Annotated in this window: 14 protein-coding genes; 6 read left to right on the top strand and 8 right to left on the bottom strand. The window is 64.1% G+C overall.

The window, feature by feature from the left end; translation table 11 throughout:
- Positions 1–72: 72 nt before the first annotated feature.
- Positions 73–1,329, bottom strand: a complete 1,257-nt coding sequence (locus tag IVA91_RS08890) for an aspartate kinase (protein ID WP_247276270.1) — start codon at positions 1,327–1,329, stop codon at positions 73–75.
- Positions 1,330–1,482: 153 nt separating this feature from the next.
- Here IVA91_RS08890 and IVA91_RS08885 point away from each other — a divergent pair, with 153 nt between their 5' ends.
- The 3 genes from IVA91_RS08885 to IVA91_RS08875 all read left to right on the top strand — a co-directional run bounded on the left by IVA91_RS08885 (position 1,483) and on the right by IVA91_RS08875 (position 3,900).
- A complete protein-coding gene (locus tag IVA91_RS08885) occupies positions 1,483–1,950 on the top strand; it encodes a PH domain-containing protein (protein WP_247276271.1) in 468 nt (155 codons plus the stop codon).
- A gap of 14 nt (positions 1,951–1,964) precedes the next feature.
- Positions 1,965–2,732 carry a bifunctional 2-polyprenyl-6-hydroxyphenol methylase/3-demethylubiquinol 3-O-methyltransferase UbiG gene (gene ubiG, locus IVA91_RS08880; RefSeq protein ID WP_247450045.1) on the top strand — a complete coding sequence of 256 codons (768 nt, stop codon included), beginning with the start codon at positions 1,965–1,967 and terminating at the stop codon, positions 2,730–2,732.
- Positions 2,733–3,000: 268 nt separating this feature from the next.
- A complete protein-coding gene (locus IVA91_RS08875) occupies positions 3,001–3,900 on the top strand; it encodes an EamA family transporter (RefSeq protein WP_247276273.1) in 900 nt (299 codons plus the stop codon).
- Here IVA91_RS08875 and IVA91_RS08870 read toward each other — a convergent pair.
- Genes IVA91_RS08870 through IVA91_RS08855 form a run of 4 tightly spaced genes read right to left on the bottom strand, consistent with a single transcriptional unit; the run spans position 3,897 to position 6,377 of the window.
- Complete coding sequence (locus IVA91_RS08870) at positions 3,897–4,385, bottom strand: DUF1178 family protein (RefSeq protein WP_247276274.1); 489 nt, start codon at positions 4,383–4,385, stop codon at positions 3,897–3,899. The genes IVA91_RS08875 and IVA91_RS08870 overlap by 4 nt on opposite strands.
- On the bottom strand, positions 4,382–5,260 hold the full coding sequence (locus tag IVA91_RS08865) for a carbon-nitrogen hydrolase family protein (protein WP_247450043.1): 879 nt from the start codon (positions 5,258–5,260) through the stop codon (positions 4,382–4,384). The genes IVA91_RS08870 and IVA91_RS08865 overlap by 4 nt, the downstream gene beginning before the upstream one ends.
- The gene (gene grxC / locus IVA91_RS08860; protein WP_247276437.1) at positions 5,257–5,532 is read right to left on the bottom strand and encodes a glutaredoxin 3; all 276 of its coding nucleotides are present in this window, start codon (positions 5,530–5,532) and stop codon (positions 5,257–5,259) included. Before grxC ends, IVA91_RS08865 begins: the two co-directional genes overlap by 4 nt.
- 35 nt (positions 5,533–5,567) lie before the next feature.
- A complete protein-coding gene (locus tag IVA91_RS08855; RefSeq protein WP_247450041.1) occupies positions 5,568–6,377 on the bottom strand; it encodes a ComF family protein in 810 nt (269 codons plus the stop codon).
- Between the two features lie 191 nt (positions 6,378–6,568).
- Here IVA91_RS08855 and IVA91_RS08850 point away from each other — a divergent pair, with 191 nt between their 5' ends.
- A complete protein-coding gene (locus IVA91_RS08850; RefSeq protein WP_247276438.1) occupies positions 6,569–7,438 on the top strand; it encodes a methyltransferase domain-containing protein in 870 nt (289 codons plus the stop codon).
- A gap of 120 nt (positions 7,439–7,558) precedes the next feature.
- Here IVA91_RS08850 and mutT read toward each other — a convergent pair whose 3' ends face one another.
- Positions 7,559–7,969: an 8-oxo-dGTP diphosphatase MutT gene (gene mutT, locus IVA91_RS08845; RefSeq protein WP_247276276.1), complete on the bottom strand. Its 411-nt coding sequence runs from the start codon at positions 7,967–7,969 to the stop codon at positions 7,559–7,561.
- 137 nt (positions 7,970–8,106) lie between these two features.
- Between mutT and IVA91_RS08840 the strand changes: the two genes are divergently transcribed.
- The gene (locus IVA91_RS08840) at positions 8,107–9,432 is read left to right on the top strand and encodes a TadE/TadG family type IV pilus assembly protein (protein ID WP_247417004.1); all 1,326 of its coding nucleotides are present in this window, start codon (positions 8,107–8,109) and stop codon (positions 9,430–9,432) included.
- A gap of 171 nt (positions 9,433–9,603) precedes the next feature.
- Here IVA91_RS08840 and argJ read toward each other — a convergent pair whose 3' ends face one another.
- Together argJ and IVA91_RS08830 are read right to left on the bottom strand one after the other, a co-directional pair.
- A complete protein-coding gene (gene argJ, locus IVA91_RS08835; protein ID WP_247276439.1) occupies positions 9,604–10,845 on the bottom strand; it encodes a bifunctional glutamate N-acetyltransferase/amino-acid acetyltransferase ArgJ in 1,242 nt (413 codons plus the stop codon).
- Positions 10,846–10,948: 103 nt separating this feature from the next.
- Positions 10,949–11,860 carry a peptidylprolyl isomerase gene (locus IVA91_RS08830; protein ID WP_247276278.1) on the bottom strand — a complete coding sequence of 304 codons (912 nt, stop codon included), beginning with the start codon at positions 11,858–11,860 and terminating at the stop codon, positions 10,949–10,951.
- 353 nt (positions 11,861–12,213) lie between these two features.
- Here IVA91_RS08830 and secA point away from each other — a divergent pair, with 353 nt between their 5' ends.
- Positions 12,214–15,054 carry a preprotein translocase subunit SecA gene (gene secA, locus IVA91_RS08825; RefSeq protein ID WP_247276279.1) on the top strand — a complete coding sequence of 947 codons (2,841 nt, stop codon included), beginning with the start codon at positions 12,214–12,216 and terminating at the stop codon, positions 15,052–15,054.
- Positions 15,055–15,290: the final 236 nt, after the last annotated feature.

Genomic DNA, 15,290 nt, shown 5'->3' with positions numbered 1-15,290 from the left:
AAGCAAAACGCCTGCCAAACGCGAATGTGTGGACGCCTTCGCGTTTGCTGCGACCGCTAAGAGAAAATTCGTCTAAGTCTGATCGAGGCCGTAGAGCGTGTGCAGGGTGCGCACCGCAAGCTCGGTATAGGCCGCATCGATCAAAACCGAGAATTTGATCTCGGAGGTTGTAATGGCCCGGATATTGATATTCCGTCTGGCGAGGGCCGAGAACGCCTGGGCGGCAACGCCGGCATGGCTGCGCATTCCGCTGCCGATCACCGAGATCTTGGCGACGTCGGTGGCAGTATCGAGCCGGGCATAGCCGATCTTGGCCTTGGCGGCGGTAATTGTGTCCTTGGCGCGGGTGTAGTCGGCGGCCGGCACCGTGAAGGTGAGGTCGGTGGTCTTGCCGTCTTCAGAAACGTTCTGAACGATCATGTCGACGTTGATGTTGGCGTCCGCCAGCGGGCCGAAGATCGAGGCCGCGACGCCCGGCTTGTCCTCGATCTGGCGCACCGAGATCTGGGCCTCGTCCTTGGAGAAGGCGATACCGGTGACGACGTGGCTTTCCATGATCTCCTCCTCGCTGCAGATCAGCGTGCCGGGCGGCTGGTTGGCATGCGGGTCGATGTCCTCGGGCTTATCGAAACTTGAGCGGACGAAAATCGGCATGTTGTGAACCATGCCGAGTTCCACCGAGCGGACCTGGAGCACTTTGGCGCCCTGGGAGGCCAGTTCCAGCATGTCTTCGAATGCGATCTTGTCGAGCCTCTTGGCCTTCGGCACGATTCGTGGATCGGTCGTGTAGACGCCGTCGACATCGGTGTAGATATCGCAACGGTCCGCCTTGACGGCGGCGGCGACCGCCACGGCCGAGGTGTCGGAGCCGCCACGGCCGAGCGTGGTGATGCGACCAGTCTCGGGGTTGATGCCCTGGAAGCCGGCGATCACCGCGACCTCCTTGCGCTCCCTAAAGCGCTTGATGATCTCGCTGCCGTCGATGTCCTCGATTCGAGCCGAGGCATGGGCGTCGCTCGTCTTGATCGGTATCTGCCAGCCCTGCCAGGAGCGGGCCTGGATGCCCATGCCCTGCAGCACGATGGCAAGCAGGCCGGACGTCACCTGTTCGCCAGAGGCCACGACGGCGTCGTACTCGCGCGCATCGTGCATGGGCGAGGCCTCGGTGCACCAGGCCACCAGCTCGTTGGTCTTGCCAGACATCGCCGAGACGACAACGGCCACTTCATGGCCGGCGTCGACCTCGCGCTTCACATGGCGCGCGACGTTGCGGATACGTTCGATGTTGGCGACGGATGTGCCGCCGAATTTCATCACGAGGCGGCTCATGACGACGCGTGCATTCCCTCATAAGGATCAGTATGGTGACCGCACCGGACGGGTGCCTCGCGGATACCGACCGCGCGTATACAGAGCGGCGGGGCCGGGGGCAAGCGGGTTCCTGCGGGGGGCAGGTGCGGGGCTAGTGGGTTAACACAGATCATGGCGCGTTATATCGACGAGATCCTGCAACCGGGCGAGCGGGTGCTGTATTCGACCAATGCGCATTGGATCTTCTATTTTCCGGCCATCGTGGCCTGGATCGTGGCGCTGGCGCTGCTGATCCTGTCGCGGCAGGTCACGGTTGACTGGCTCGTCTTGCTTTGCCTGGGAGCCGCGGGTCTCGTCGGCCTGGCGGCCTTGTATTGGACCATCAAGGGTTGGTTCCATCGCTTCACCACCGAGACCGACGTCACCAATCTCCGGGTCGTGCACAAGACCGGGTTCATCAAGCGCCGTACCTTCGAGATGGCGCTGGACAAGGTCGAGAGCGTCGACGTCGACCAGACGATTCTTGGACGGATTCTCAACTATGGCGACGTGACGATTCGCGGCGTCGGCGAGGGAATCGAGACGATCAAGACCATCGCCTCGCCGCTCGCCTTCCGTAGTTCGATCACCACGCGGTAGGACCGCGCGTAACCATGAGCATGCAGCAAAATACTTCCGCAGCCACCCCGCCGGGTTCGACCGTCGACGCCGCCGAGATCGCGAAATTCTCAAAACTCTCGGCGGAGTGGTGGGATCCCAAGGGCAAGATGGCGCCGCTGCACCGGATCAATCCGCTGCGGCTCGGCTACATCCGCGATGCCGCTTGCCGCAAGTTCGAGCGCAATGTGCGCAGTCTCAATTGCCTCGGCGGCCTGCGCGTGCTCGACATCGGCTGCGGCGCTGGCCTGCTCTGCGAGCCGCTGTCGCGCCTGGGGGCGCAGGTCATCGGCATCGACCCTTCGGCGAGCAACATCGCCGCCGCGAAGCTGCATGCCGACAAAAGCCATCTCGCGATCGACTACCGCTGCACCACCGTGGAGGAGATTGATCCGCGCGAGCGCTTCGACATCGTGCTGGCGATGGAGGTGGTCGAGCACGTCACCGACGTCGGCGTTTTCCTGAAGCGCTGCGCATCGATGCTGAAGCCGAACGGCCTGATGGTGGTCTCGACGCTGAACCGGAACTGGAAGAGCTTTGCGCTCGCGATCGTCGGCGCCGAATACGTCCTGCGCTGGCTGCCGCGCGGTACCCACGAGTGGAGCAAGTTCGTCACCCCCGACGAGCTCGCAAAATACCTGCTCGACAACCGCCTCGTCATCACCGAGCAGACCGGCGTGGTCTACAGCCCCTTTGCCGACAAATGGACCCTCTCCTCCGACTTGGACGTGAACTACATGGTCGTGGCGGAAGGGATGGTGTAAGGCCGCGCTGCATCCCACTCATTTGGTGTCGTCCTGGCGTAGGCCGCCAAGGACCCATTATCCCAGGGAGAAGTTGTGGCGCGAGGTGGCAACTACGAGTCTTCGGAAAGCCACTCCCTGGGTCATGGGTCCTGGATCTGTGCTACGCTTGTCCAGGATGACCTGAGGGTGTGGCGAGAGCATCGCTCCTATGACGCAGGCATGATTGACCTGTTGTCGCGTCGCCGGCAGTTTGCACGAGCCGTCATATAGCCCGCCAACCCATCCCATGTTCACGATCGCCAGCCTCTGGATTCCCTTTACCGTCGTTGCCGCGCTCGGGCAGGTCGCGCGCAATGCGATGCAGCGGTCGCTGACGAAGCCGCTGGGGACCTGGGGCGCGACCAACATCCGCTTCCTGTTCGGCTTCCCGTTCTCGCTGCTGTTTCTCGCGGCGGTGCTGGTCCTCTCTGGCGATCATCTCAGCATGCCGCCGATCGCGTTCTGGCCGTGGCTCTTGCTCGGCGCACTCAGCCAGATCGTCGCCACCGGGCTGATGCTGCTCGCCATGAATGACCGCTCCTTCGTGGTGACGACGGCCTACCTCAAGACCGAAGCGATCCAGACCGCGATCTTCGGCTTCGTCTTCCTCGGCGATCACCTGACCTCGCTGAAGGTGCTCGCGATCGTGATCGCGACCGCCGGGGTCGTCATCACCGCGCTCCGGCCAGGCGGCGAGAAGAGCTTTGCCGAATTGAAGCCGACCATCACCGGCCTCGTCGCCGCGGCGGCCTTCGCACTCTCCGCAGTCGGCTTTCGCGGCGCGATCATCACGGTGCCGAACGTGTCGTTCGTGACGGCGTCGTCCTTCACGCTAGTGCTCGGCCTGTTCGTGCAGACGCTGGTGCTGACGATCTATCTGCTCTGGCGCGCGCCGAAGGTATTGCGGGGCATCCTGGGACTATGGCGGCCATCGATGCTTGCAGGCTTCACGGGTGCCTTCGCATCGCAATTCTGGTTCCTGGCGTTCGCGCTGACCGCGGCCGCCAATGTCCGCACGCTCGCTTTGATCGAGGTGCTGTTCGCGCAAGGCGTGGCGTATTACTCGTTCAAGCAGCCGATCGCGCCGCGCGAGCTTGCAGGCATCGCGTTGATCGTGATCGGGGTCGCTGTTCTGGTAGGGACTTAATTCCGATCTTCCGGCAGCACCGGTAACGGCGACACCTCGATGCCTTCGTCGATCAGTGACTTGGCTTCGTCGGGCGAGGCCTCGCCATAGATCGGACGATGCTCCTTGTCGCCGTAGTGCATGGCGCGGGCTTCGTTGGCAAAGCGCTCGCCGACATTGTCGGCGTTCTTGACGATGTGGTCGCGCAATTCCTTCAGCTTGGCGCGCAGCTCGCGCTCCTGCGCCATCAGCAGCGAGGTCGGTCCTGACGGCGCAGCCTCGGGTGCAGGCGTAGTGGACGCCGTGGGCTCCGGCGGCGGCGTAGCGCGCCCGCGGCCCTTCTTGCCGACGATGCGCGGGGCCATGATCGCCTTGTCGACCCTGGCCGAGCCGCAGATCGGACAAGTCACGAGCTTGCGCTTCACCTGGGAATCATAGGCCGACGAGCTTTGAAACCAGCTTTCGAAGGCATGGTTCCGGTCGCAGTGCAGTGCGTAGCGGATCATGCCGATCCCCGCACGAGATGCAGATGGTCCGGCCCGGCCTTGGCATCGGAGACGCCGAAGCGGCGGCCGTGCTGGAGCGAGGGGATCGCCCGGCGCGCCGTCTCGACCTTGGCCGGGTCGATCTTGGCCATGATGACGCCGGGCTCGACGCCACCCTCGGCGAGGATCTCGCCCCAGGGGTCGATGATAAGGGAGTGGCCGTAGGTCTCGCGCTTGTTCTCGTGTAGGCCGGCTTGCGCCGCGGCGAAGATGAAGCAGCCGGTCTCGATCGCGCGCGAACGCAGCAGCACGTGCCAATGCGCTTCCCCGGTCTTGCGGGTGAAGGCCGAGGGCACAGTGATGAAGGATGCGCCGCTCTCGGCCAGCGCGCGGTAGAGCGCAGGGAAACGGACATCGTAGCAGATCGTCAGACCGACGCGGCCCCAGGGGAGGTCGGAAATTACCGCCGTCTCGCCCGGCTGGTAATTGGCGGATTCGCGATAGCTCTCGCCGTCCGGCAGCTCGATGTCGAACATGTGGATCTTGTCGTAGCTCGCGAGCACGTTGCCCTCGGGCCCGATCAGAAAGGAGCGGTTGACCGCTTTCTCCGGCGAGAAACGCAGCGCCAGCGAGCCGACATGGATGTGGATCCCGAGTTCCGCTGCGAGCGCCCGATACGCCTTCAGAGAGGCGTCGTCCTCTTCGCTCTGAAGATGCTCGAACAATGCCTTACGGTTCAGCTGCATCATGTTGCTGACTTCGGGCGTCTGCACGTAGTCGGCGCCGTTTGCCGCAGCCTGCCGGATCAGCTTGGTAGCCTGCGCGAGGCTCGGTTCGGGCAAGAGGCCGGTGCGCATCTGCACCATGGCGGCGGTGAAGGTCCGATCCTCGCTCATGAGACGGCCTTGACGCTGTCGAGCATGCGGTCGAGCTTGCCTTCACGATCGAGCGCGTAGAGCTCGTCGCAACCGCCGACATGGGTTCCACCGATCCATATCTGCGGGAACGTCGAGCCTTCGCCGGCGCGGTCGTACATGTCCTGGCGCCAGGACGGGTTCTTGGCGACATCGAATTCCGTGAAGATCGCCTTTTTGCGGGTCAACAGCGACCTTGCCGCGGAACAATAGCCGCAGCCTGGCCGGGTGTAGATCTCGACAGCAGCAGTCATGGCGTCCAGCGCTTTCATGTCATGAATTCATTGAATTATATGGGACGGGGGCCGCTTTCGACAACCCGGGCAAAGACCAGCACGTCGACCTGGGCGGCCTTGGCGCGCAGCAGGGCCCGCGCGCAGGCATCCAGCGAGGCACCCGATGTCAGGACATCGTCGACCAGGACGATGCGACGGCCCTGAATCTCGGCTTGGCGGTCGGGGGATACCTGGAACGCGCCCTGCACATTGGTGGCGCGCTGGGCCCGCGACAGGCCGATCTGCTGCTCGGTGGCGCGCACCCGCCGCAACACTTCGCCCCGGACCTCGACCCCGCTCCGACGCGCGATGATGCGCGCCAGCGCGCCGGACTGGTTGTAGCGGCGCCGCCAGGCCCGCCGCCAATGCAGGGGGACGGGAATCAGCATGTCGGCGCCAGAGAGCAGCTCTGCGCCGGCGCGCGTCATCCAGCGGCCCATGGCGGGCGCCAAATCAGTGCGGTCCTGGTATTTCAGCGCATGGACCAGCGTGCGCGCAACATCGTCATAGCGCACCGCCGCGCGTGCCCGCATGTAAGCCGGTGGGTTCGCGATCGCCTCCATCGACAGCATGTCGGGACCGGGGTCATACACAAAGGGAATACCGAGCCGCGGGCAATAGGGCCGTTCAATGAACGACAGTCGCGCCCAGCAGGAAGCGCAAACGCCCTCGCCGTCGACCGGCTCGTGGCAGGACACGCACTGCGTCGGCAGTGCGATGTCGAGGGCGAGCCGTGCCGCGCGCGACAGCACCTGACAGCCAGTCGTCCACGCGGCACGCAGTGGTGCGGCGATGGATCGGGAGGGAGCGGTTTTGGCTTCCATTAGGGAAGGCTAGCGTTCCACGATCATCTGCTCAAGCCACCCTCTCCTGCCGCGGACGCAGCGCTCTTGCAGTGCGCTGCCGAGCCGGGGCCCAGAAGAGCCGCATGCGCAGCAGCGTGGGTCCCGGCTCTGCGGAGCGCCAATTCGTGCCGCACCGCGTTCGGGACACGAGACCGATTGCAATAGCCAGCATGATCGGCGTAACCAGCGGCATGGCCCAAATTCCGCAAACCCCGCCCGCTTTGTTCGACCGCGCCTTGCTGCATGCACGGCAGCAACGCGCACTTGCGCAAGGCCCGGTCACCTTCCTGCTCGATCGCGTGGCCGAGGATATGTCCGACCGGTTGGCCGCGGTGACGCGGGAATTTCATGCGGCGGTGGATCTATGGACACCCGGCGAGGGTCTCACGACGTTGCGGTCGTGCCTACGTTCGACCGAGCGGATTGCGTCGGGTGCGGCCGGCGAGGAGAAGCTGCTCTTCGAACCGGAGAGCCGCGACCTCATCATCTCGGCGCTGGCGCTGCAATTCGTCAACGACCTGCCGGGTGTGCTCGCGCAAATTCGTCGCGCCCTGAGGCCGGACGGGTTGCTGCTCGCCGCCATGATCGGCGGCGACAGCCTGACCGAGCTGCGTCAGGCGTTTGCGGCCGCCGAAGCCGAATGCGAAGGCGGCGTGTCGCCGCGCGTCGCGCCGTTCGCGGACTTGCGCGACATCGGCGCGCTGTTACAGCGCGCGGGCTTTGCGCTGCCGGTCACCGACGTCGACCGTGTGGTGGCACGCTATGGCAATGCGTTTGCTTTGATGCAGGATCTTCGCCGCATGGGTGCGGCCAATGTGCTGATCGAGCGTCGGCGCGTGCCGAGCCGTCGCACGACGCTGCTGCGGATGGCCGAGATCTATGCCGAACGCTTCGCCGATGCCGACGGCCGCGTCCGTGCGACGTTCGATATCATCTGGCTCTCCGGCTGGGCCCCGCATGCGAGCCAGCAGCAGCCGCTCAAGCCCGGCTCGGCCAAGGCGAGCCTCGCCGAGGCGGTGAAGAAGGCGAGAGAAATATAGGCTGTCTCTCCCGTCATGGCCGTGCTCGACACGGCCATCAACGTCATTCAGCTCGGCACGAAGATCGTGGATGCCTGAGACAGCTAGGCATGAGGCTGAGAGCGTGATGGCTCCCCGAGCTCACATCAGCAAGTCGATCAAATGCGGGATCAACGGGATGTCGGCGGGCGGCATCGGGTAATCGCGCAGTTTGTTGGCGCGGACCCAGGCCAGAGCCTGGCCTTCGCGCGCCGTAACCTGCCCCTCCCAGCGGCGGCAGATGTAGAGCGGCATCAACAGGTGAAAGGTCTCGTAGCCGTAGCTCGCAAAGGTCAGTGGGGCCAGGCACGGCTCGGCGACCGTGATGCCGAGCTCCTCGTGGAGCTCGCGAATCAGGCTCTGCTCGGGCCGCTCGCCGGGCTCGAGCTTGCCGCCCGGGAATTCCCAAAGGCCGGCCAGCGCCTTACCCTCGGGGCGTTGCGCGATCAGGACGCGCTTGTCGGCGTCGACCAGCGCGCAGGCCACCACCAGTGTGAGTTTGAGATCGGCCATGCCCATGTCGTTTGCTGAAGGATCGCTCGCAACGGTTCGTTAACCCCGCGTGGGGCCGCGTTCTCCGGCCTCCATAAGTCATATTTAATCGACGGTTCCTAGAGTGGAAACGCTGAAACCATTCCGGGTCCCGCTCCATGCGCGCTGCCATTGGCATCATCATCCGCCGATTCGTCCACGACCGGCGCGGCAATATCGCGGTGATCTTCGCACTCTGCTGCGTGCCGCTGATCACGGTGGTCGGCTGTGCGGTCGACTACTCTCGTGCGACGCAGATCCGCTCCAAGCTTCAGGGCGCGGCCGATGCGGCCAGCGTCGGCTCGGTGGCCAAGTCCTCGCCGGCCTTTGCCGCCGCGGGCACGATGACCTCGGACGGCCCGATTTCCGTCGGCGTTACCGATGCCCAGAACATTTTTGATGCCAACCGCGCCAACCTGACCGGCTACACGCTCAAGAACATCACGCCGACGGTGGTCAAGAGCGGCTCGACCGTCAAGTCCACGGTCTCATTCAGCGCCGAGCTGAACACCATGTTTCTCGGCGTGATCGGCAAGACCGCGCTGACCGTGAGCGGCACGTCGACCGCGACGGCCAGCATGCCGCTCTATATCGACTTCTACCTGCTACTCGACAACTCGCCTTCGATGGGCGTCGGCGCGACGCCCGGCGACGTGCAGACGATGGTCAACAACACGTCGGACAAGTGCGCGTTCGCCTGCCACGATCTCAAGGACAAGAACAATTATTACGACCTTGCCAGGAAGCTCGGCGTGACCACCCGGATCGACGTGCTTCGGAGTGCCACGCAGTCGCTGATGGACACGGCGAGCGCAACCGAAACCTATTCAAACCAGTTCAGGATGGCGATCTATGATTTCGGCGGCTCCGCAAGCACGCTCGGTCTGCGCAATCTGTTCTCGCTGTCGGCGTCGCTCTCCAGCGCGAAGTCGGCGGCCGGCAAGATCGACTTGATGTCGGTGAACGGTCAGAACGAGAACGGCGATCAGGACACGGCATTCACCGCGATATTTCCTGCGATCGACAAGGAGATCAGTTCACCCGGCCCCGGCACGTCATCCAGCCCGCTCAAATATCTGTTCTTCGTATCCGACGGGGTCGCTGACGAGAGCAACACCGCCTGCCTGAAGCCGCTCTCAGGCAGCACACGATGCCAGTCGCCGCTCGACCCGTTGCTGTGCAAGGCCATGAGGGATCGCGGGGTCAAGGTTGCGGTCTTGTACACGACGTATCTCGCGCTGCCCACCAACAGCTGGTACATGAAATGGATCAATCCATTTAATGCTGGCCCCTATGGGCCGTCGCCGAACAGCGAGATCGCGCAGAACATGCAGAGCTGCGCCTCGCCGGGCCTGTATTTCGAGGTCAGCCCGACGCAAGGCATCTCCGAAGCGATGAATGCGTTGTTCAAGAAGGCGGTCGCCGACGCGCGGATCTCCGGGTGAGATGAAGCAGACCTCCATCGCCGTCATCGTGAGACGGCCGCTTCTTCAGCGGCCCTCGCAGGGGAACGGCGGCCCAGTTCTCCCCGTGCGGCGGTAGCGCGGCCGTTCATCCGTCGAGGGAAGGCGTGCATCGCTGCGCGCTGCGCGCCTCGCACCTCAATGACGGAAGATTCAGGACCTGTAGTCGCCGTTGATCGCGACATATTCCTTGGTGAGGTCGCAGGTCATGACGCGGTCGCGGCCCTTGCCAAGGCCGAGCGAGACCTTGATCGCGATCTCCGGTGCCTTCATCGCCTCCGAGACCTGCGCTTCGTCATAGGACGGATCGCGCGCGCCGCTCTTGGCGACGCGAATGCCGTTGAAGGAGATCGAGAGCTTGTCGCGATCGGCCGGCTCGCCGGCCTTGCCGACCGCCATCACCACGCGGCCCCAGTTGGCGTCCTCGCCGGCGATCGCGGTCTTGACCAGCGGTGAGTTGGCGATCGACATCGCGATCTTGCGCGCCGAGGCCTTGGTCTTGGCGCCCTCGACGGTGATCTCGACCAGCTTGCGTGCGCCTTCGCCGTCGCGGGCCACCTGCTCGGACAGATTGGCGAGCACCTGGTTGAATGCCTTGACGAAGGCCTTCAGCCTGGGATCGCTGGCCCGGTCGATCTTCGGCGCACCATGTTTCGCGGCGGCGCCGGTCGCGAAGGCGAGCAGCGTGTCCGAGGTCGAGGTGTCGCCGTCGATCGTCACTGCATTGAAGGTGTCCTCGACGCCGCTCTTGAGCAGGGCTTGCAGCGCGGCGGGCGCGATCGGCGCGTCCGTGAAGATGAAGGACAGCATGGTCGCCATGTCGGGAGCGATCATGCCGGCGCCCTTGGCCATGCCGTTGATGGTGACCTTGGCCTTGCCGAGCTTGACGGTCGCGGTCGCGACCTTCGGGAAGGTGTCGGTGGTCATGATCGCCTTGGCCGCGGCGAGATAATCGTCCGGCTCGGCGGTCTCGGCGAGGCGGCCGAGCACGCCATCGAACTTGGTCGCGTCCAGTGGCTCGCCGATCACGCCGGTCGAGGCGAGAAAAATCTCGCTCTCGCTACACCCAACGGCCTTCGCCGCGATCTTCGCGGTCAGCGCGGTGGAGGCGCGGCCGGTTTTGCCGGTGAAGGCATTGGCGTTGCCGGAGTTGACGACCAGAGCGCGAGCCTTGCCGCCCTTCAATTTGGCGCGGCACCATTCGACCGGCGCGGAGGGGCATTTCGACCTGGTGAAGACTCCGGCCACGGCCGTGCCCTTGTCCATCACCGCCAGCAGCACGTCGGTGCGGTTCTTGTAGCGGATGCCGGCCTCGGCGGTCGCAAGACGGACGCCTGCGATCACGGGCATGTCGGGAACGGTTTTTGGGGCGAGCGGGGAGACGGTCGAAGACATCGCGGGGGGCGCCTTGGTGGGGTCTGACATGCAGATGGCCGGGCGATGCCCGGCCATTGCGATGCTTAGATACTCTTGGCGTCAGCGAAGTGACAGCAAATTCTTACTTCTTCGCCGGCGGCGCCATCTTGCTGTCAGACGGCTTGGCGTCCGACTTGGCGGCGTCCGCTGCCGGCTGGTCCAGCCGCTCGACCTTGGCCTCGGCACGCAGCTTGGCGACGTAATCGGCCTGGGCCTTGCGGGTGACGTAGTTCTCGATCTGGGTTTTCACCTGCTCGAAGTCCGGCGCCTTGCGGTTGCGCTTTTCCTCGACCTTGATGATGTGCCAGCCGAACTGCGACTTCACGGGGTCGGAGATCTTGCCCGGCTCGAGCGCGAAGGCGACGGCCGAGAATTCCGGCACCATCTGCTCCTTGGTGAAGAAGCCGAGGTCGCCGCCGTCGGCAGAGCCCGGGTCCTTGGATTTCTTCTTGGCAAGCTCGGCGAAATCAGCGCCCTTGTCGAGCTCGGCCTTCACCGCCTTGGCCTCGTCCTCGGTTTCGACCAGGATGTGGCGGGCGCGCACCTCCTGCTCACCGGTGATCTGCTTGGAGGCCTCGTCATAGACCTTCTTCATGGCGTCGGGGGTGGTGGCGGCCTTGCCCTCGCCCGCGAGCAGGCTGTCCATCAGGAGGCGGTTGCGGGCGAATGCCAGGCGCTTCTTGAACTCCTCGCTGTCGGCGACCTTCTTGTCTTCGGCAGCCTTGCTGACGATCTTCATGTCGATCAGGAAGGACAGGACGTTCTCGTCCTTGGTCGCCGGGTCCATCTGGGCCAGGCTGGGTCCGAGTTCTTCCTCGGCCATGGCGACGTCGCTCTTCTTGATTTCCGCGCCATTGACCTTCGCCAGCACCGGATCGTCGGCGGCGCGGAGCGGCCCGGCGCACGCCAGGGACAGCGCCAAAGCGAGGCAGCCGGCCAGGGCGGACGCATGGCGGAAACGCTGGCCGGTGGTTACCGGGAACGAGGTGGTCATGGAAAATCCTTATGTTGAAGCAGGGGGGCTGCTCGAGCGGGGCGGACACTCGCCCAATTCAGGGGGGCTTGGCAACGCGAAAAGTCTGTCAAAATGATGAATTAGCCGCAATGCGGCCGCCGTTGACAAGGCTAGGGGCCGGCCATATCTCTGGCCGGTCGCGTCCATGGCGATAGCGTTTATTTTGCTGCGTTTTTGGCCGTTGAACCCAGACTTGCTCAATTCCCACCCATATGGCGGACCACCCCGCAGTCCGGGCTGAAGGCGCCATCGGCGTCACGGTGAGTTGATAGGCAGGCGGGTGACAACTTCTTGGCTGCAACGCGGTTAAATCGCGAACACAGGAACTAGGCATGATCGGCGCGCTCGCCCGCAAGTTTTTCGGCTCCGCCAACGACCGGCGGGTGAAGGGATATCAGTCCCGCGTCAACGCGATCAACGCGCTGGAGCCCGAAGTCTCGAAACTTTCTGACGAAGCGCTCAAGGCCCGCACCGCCGAGTTCAAGAAGCAGCTCGCCGAGGGCAAGACGCTCGACGACCTCCTGGTGCCCGCCTTCGCCACAGTACGCGAGGCGGCCAAGCGTACGCTCGGCCAGCGCCATTTCGACGTCCAGCTAATCGGCGGCATGGTGCTGCACGAGGGCGACATCGCCGAGATGAAGACCGGCGAAGGCAAGACGCTGGTGGCGACGCTCGCGGTCTACCTCAACGCGCTCGCCGGCAAGGGCGTCCACGTCGTCACCGTCAACGATTATCTCGCCCGCCGCGACTCCGGCTGGATGGGTCAGATCTACGGCTTCCTCGGCATGACCACCGGCGTGATCGTGCACGGCCTCGACGATGCCGAACGCAAGGCGGCCTATGCCTGCGACATCACCTATGGCACCAACAACGAATATGGCTTCGATTATCTGCGCGACAACATGAAGTACCGGCTCGAGGACATGGTCCAGCGGCCGCACTTCTTCGCCATCGTCGACGAGGTCGACTCCATCCTGATCGACGAAGCGCGCACGCCGCTGATCATCTCCGGCCCGCTCGACGACCGCTCCGACTTCTACAACACCATCGATTCGTTCCTGCCCAAGCTCGACAAGACCGATTACGACGTCGACGAGAAGCAGCGCACAGTGACGCTCACCGAAGCCGGCATGGAGAAGATCGAGACCTTGCTGCGCGACGCCGGCCAGCTCAAGGGCGAGTCGCTCTACGACGTCGAGAACGTCTCGGTCGTGCACCACATCAACCAGGCGCTGCGCGCCCATACGCTGTTCACGCGCGACAAGGACTACATCGTCCGCGACAACGAGGTCGTCATCATCGACGAGTTCACCGGCCGCATGATGCCGGGCCGCCGCTATTCGGAAGGCCTGCATCAGGCGTTGGAGGCCAAGGAGCACGTCCAGGTCCAGCCTGAGAACCAGACGCTGGCCTCGATCACCTTCCAGAACTATTTCCGCATGTACGAGAAGCTCGCGGGCATGACCGGCACGGCCGCGACCGAAGCGGACGAATTGTTCGACATCTACAAGCTCGAGGTCGTGGAGATCCCGACCAACCTGCCGGTCGCGCGCCTCGACGAGGACGACGAGGTCTACCGCACCCAGCAGGAAAAATACGGCGCGATCCTCGCCGAGATCGAGCGTGCCAATTCGCGGCTCCAGCCGGTGCTCGTCGGCACCGCCTCGATCGAAAAGTCGGAAGTGCTCGCCGAATTCCTCAAGAAGAACGGCTACAAGCAGATCGATTTCGGCAAGGAGAACGCGCTCGACAAGCTCTATGCTGCGGCCCGCGCCGGCAAGCCGGCAAAGCTGTTCGCGGTGCTGAACGCGCGCTTCCACGAGCAGGAAGCCTATATCGTCGCCGAAGCGGGTGTGCCCGGTGCGATCACCATCGCGACCAACATGGCCGGCCGCGGCACCGACATCAAGCTCGGCGGCTCGCTCGAGATGCGCATCCAGCAGGAGACCGCAGGCATCGAGGACGAGGCCGAGAAAGCCAAGAAGATCGATCAGATCAAGGCCGACATCGCGCACTTCCGCGATCTCGTGCTGAAGGCCGAGGAGACCATCGAGATCGAGCCGGCGAAGGGGAGCAAGCCGGCCAAGACCGTGAAGAAGCCGGGCGGCCTTTATATCATCGGCTCGGAGCGGCACGAATCCCGCCGCATTGACAACCAGCTCCGCGGCCGTTCCGGTCGTCAGGGTGACCCCGGCCGCTCGAAATTCTTCCTGTCGCTCGAAGACGATCTGATGCGCATCTTCGGCTCGGACCGTCTCGACAGCATGCTCCAGCGTCTCGGCTTGCAAGAGGGCGAGGCCATCATCCATCCCTGGATCAACAAGGCGTTGGAGAAGGCGCAGCAGAAGGTCGAGGCGCGCAACTTCGACATCCGCAAGAACCTGCTCAAGTTCGACAACGTCCAGAATGACCAGCGCAAGGTGATCTTCGATCAGCGCGTCGAGCTGATGAAGGACGAGAGCGTTGTCGAAACCGTCACCGACATGCGCCACGCTTTCATCGACGATCTCGTCGCCAAGCACGTGCCCGAGCATGCCTATGCCGAGCAGTGGGACGTGGCGGGCCTGAAGGACGAGCTGAAGCGCGTGCTCGATCTCGACCTGCCGGTCGACGAATGGGCCAAGGAAGAGGGAATCGCCGACGAGGAGTTGCTGACCCGCATTGAGACCAAAGCCGACGAGCACATGGCGGCCAAGGTCGCGCAATGGGGGCCCGACGTGATGCGTTACGTCGAAAAGACCATTCTGTTGCAGACGCTCGACCATCTCTGGCGCGAGCACCTGATCATGCTCGACCATCTGCGCCAGGTCATCGGTCTGCGCGGTTACGGCCAGCGCGATCCCTTGCAGGAGTACAAGACTGAGGCCTTCAATCTCTTCCAGGAGATGAGCGCACATTTGCGCGAGGCCGTCACCGCGCAGCTGATGCGCGTCGAGATCGTCCCGCCGGAGCAGGAAGCCCCGCTGCTGCCGCCGATGGAGGCGCACAAGTTCGACCCGAACACCGGCGAAGACGAAATGGCGATCGCCAGCGTCTCGCTGGGAGCGCAGGCCACTGATGCCGCCCTTCGCGATCCCAAGAATCCGGCAAGCTGGGGCAAGATCGGCCGCAACGAGGACTGCCCGTGCGGCTCGGGCAAGAAGTACAAGCACTGCCACGGCAGGTACGCGTAAGGCTTGAATGTATTAGTGGGGCGCAACACCGGCGCCTCATTCTCGACTGTCGTCGCCCGACTGATCGGGCGATCCATTACGCCGCGGCTTCTCGGCTCAATCGCGACCGTCTCCGGAATACTGGATCGCCTGTTGCAGTGCGCAAGTGCGCACAAGGCGGGCGATGACAGTTGAGCGTGACGCGCCCAGCTCTCACCCCACCGTCGTCCTGGCGAAGCCAATTACCCAGGGGAAGT

Origin of the sequence: Bradyrhizobium sp. 153 (assembly GCF_023073835.1) — a bacterium.
Taxonomy (GTDB): domain Bacteria; phylum Pseudomonadota; class Alphaproteobacteria; order Rhizobiales; family Xanthobacteraceae; genus Bradyrhizobium.
The sequence above is the reverse complement of the archived record's forward strand: the minus strand, read 5'-3'. Positions and strand labels throughout refer to the sequence as shown.